The organism is Bradyrhizobium sp. P5_C11_2 (assembly GCF_054049755.1).
This window is the reverse complement of record NZ_JBFULT010000781.1, coordinates 1-2728: the sequence shown is the minus strand read 5'-3', so window position 1 is coordinate 2728 and position 2728 is coordinate 1. Positions and strand designations below refer to the sequence as shown.

Annotated in this window: 2 protein-coding genes; one reads left to right on the top strand and one right to left on the bottom strand. The window is 64.3% G+C overall.

What is annotated here, in order from left to right:
• Nucleotides 1–11 precede the first annotated feature (11 nt).
• Nucleotides 12–1010 carry a TRAP transporter substrate-binding protein gene (locus ACXJL8_RS38450; RefSeq protein WP_456621410.1) on the bottom strand — a complete coding sequence of 333 codons (999 nt, stop codon included), beginning with the start codon at nt 1008–1010 and terminating at the stop codon, nt 12–14.
• Nucleotides 1011–1393: 383 nt separating this feature from the next.
• Here ACXJL8_RS38450 and ACXJL8_RS38445 point away from each other — a divergent pair.
• Nucleotides 1394–2728, top strand: a 1335-nt coding sequence (locus ACXJL8_RS38445; protein ID WP_456686752.1) for a sensor histidine kinase, incomplete at its 3' end; no start/stop codon positions are given.

Sequence of the window (2728 nt, the reverse complement as noted above, 5' to 3'; positions counted from 1 at the left end):
ACATGGAGCGGTCAGGCGACGTTGATCTTCTCGAAAATGCCCTCCGCGCCGATTTCCTTGGCGTAGGTGGCCATCACGGGATCGGCGAGTTTCTTCATGGCGTCCCGCTCCTCGAACGGAACGCGCTTGAGCTTGCCGGCCTTCTCGAGCGTGTCGAGCTTGACGACCTCTTCGCTCGACTCGAGCTGACGGCCGTAGTCGCCAGCCTCCTTGCCGGCCTTCATGATCGCGTCCTGCAAGTCCTTCGGCAACGTCTTCAGCGTCTTCACCGAGAAGCAGATCGGCCGGATCGACACGGCGTGCTGGGTCAGGTTGAGATGCGGGGCCACTTCGTAGAACTTCATCGCCTCGACGCCGGCGGCCTCGTTTTCACCGGCCGAGATCACGCCGTTCTGGATCGCGTTGTAGATTTCGTTGTAGGCGATCACCGTCGGGCTCATGCCGACGGCCGCGAAGGTCTTCGACCAGATCGGCGCGCCCTGCACGCGGACCTTGAGGCCCTTGAGATCGGCCAGATTCCTGAGCGGCTTGTTGGCGAAGATGTTGCGGATGCCACCGCCGGAATAGCCGATCAGAACGACCTCGGCTTTCGCCGCGACCTCGTCGGCGATCGGCGCCAGGATATTGGCTTCGACGACCTTGTTCATGTGCTCGATGCCCTTGAACACGAAGGGCGCATCGATGAACGGGGCCGCCTTGGCGAAGGTCGACATGTGGGCCGGCGAGACGATGCCGTAATCGACCGCCTTGCCCTGCGACATGTACTCGAAATACTGCTTCTCGAGGCCGAGCGAGGAGTTCCTGTGCAGGGTGAAGTTGACGGGCTTGCCGTAGTACGTCTTGACCAGCTCTTCGAACCGGAGCAGTGCCCGGTTGAAGGCGTGGTCGTCGTTGAACTGGACCGCGCCGTTCAGCGTGATCGGCGCCTGTGCCCTGAGGATCGACGGCATGCCAATCGTGGCCGCCGCAGTGGTCGCACCGATACCAGCGAGAAATGATCTTCGCTTCATCGTCTCCCCTCCCTTTGATGCTCCGGCCCTGTAGCCGGGCCGTGAGCGCAGCCGGCATGCGGCCAGCGTTCGCGGAGGGTATGAAAAACTGCGGCGGGACGGAAGCCAATTCGGATGCGTGGTCCGGACAATGATGAGCTCTCGACTGATACAGTTCGACGCAGGACCCGCACTCACGCCATCTATTGCACTGCAACCTTCACCTCTTGGATGCGCCTCCGGCGGCCCGGAACGGGTGCGGTCCATGACCAATTGTGCAGTGGCGCAATCACGGTGCTGCTTTATGCTCGGCTCATCCGGCGCCGTCGCGCCGGCTCCTAGGGCATTCGCGTTTGTCAAAGCTCACCCTGCCGGTCCGACTCGCTCTCCTGGTGGCGGGAACGATGCTGCCCCTGATCGTGTTCGCCGTCGGCATTGCCGTCTACAATTACAAGCAGGACCGCAGCGACGCGACGCGCCGCGTGCTGGAGAACGTGCGCAGCATGCGTCTCGTGCTGGACTCCGAGGTGCAGCGGATGACCGGCGGCCTCCAGGTCCTTGCGCTGACGAATTCGCTGCGCAACGACGACTTCCGGAACTTTCGCCGCATCGCGCTCGGCTTTCTCGACCAGTATGGCAAGGGCGGCCTCGTGCTGATCTCCGACCGCAAGGGCCGGCTGTTGTTTTCCTCGGCCACGGAAGACATTGCGAGCCTGCCTCACCGCGCCAATCTGGAGATCGTCGAGAGGGTCTTCTCGACCAAGGCGCCGCAATATTCCGACCTGTTCACCGGCGCGATCAATCGGCGCCAGATTATCACCGTCGAGGTTCCGGTGTTGCGCAACGGCGAGGTGATCTACGACCTCTGCTTCAGCCCGCCGATCGGCATCTTTCAGGATCTGGTGGAGAGGCAGCGGCCCGACCAGCAATGGACGGTGTCCCTGCTCGACGCCAAGGGCACCGTGTTCGCGCGCGCGCCCAACCCCAGTGAAACGTTCGGCAAGCGCGCTTCGCCCTCGCTTTACGCCGAGATGTTCCGCAATGACGAGGCATCGCTCCCGACCGTGTCGCTCGACGGCGTCGCGCTCGCCGCCGCCTACACCCGATCGCGGCTGACCGGCTGGACCGTCGCCGCCGGCGTCGCCGAGAGCTCGCTGGTCGCACCGCTCTGGCGCAACATCGCGATCACCAGCCTGATCGGCGGCATTTTGCTGCTGACCGGCCTGACCTTCGCGGTGCGGATGGCGACCGCGATCGCGCGCGGCGAGATGCTGCACGATCTCCTGATCGAGGAGCTCAACCACCGCGTCAAGAACACGCTGGCGCTGATGCAGGCGATCGCGGTCCAGACTTTCCGCAGCGCGAGCCGCGACGAGCGGACCAAGTTCGAGGGCCGTCTCGGCGCACTCGCCGAGGCGCATAACCTTCTGAGCGAGGAGAAATGGCAGGGATCCGAGCTGAAGGACGTGGTGACCCGGGTGCTCCAGCCCTTCCTGCCCGCGAACTCCGGACGCATCCGCATGACCGGCCCCACGGTACCGCTGTCGCCGCGGCTTGCCGTGGTGCTGTCGATGATCGTGCATGAATTGGCGACCAACGCCGCGAAATACGGCGCGTTGTCCAACGAGAGCGGCCGGGTGATGCTGGAGTGGGAGGTCATCGCCGACGTGCCGAAGCCGCGGCTGCGCCTGATCTGGACCGAGATCGGCGGCCCGCTGGTCACGGCACCGGTGCAGCGC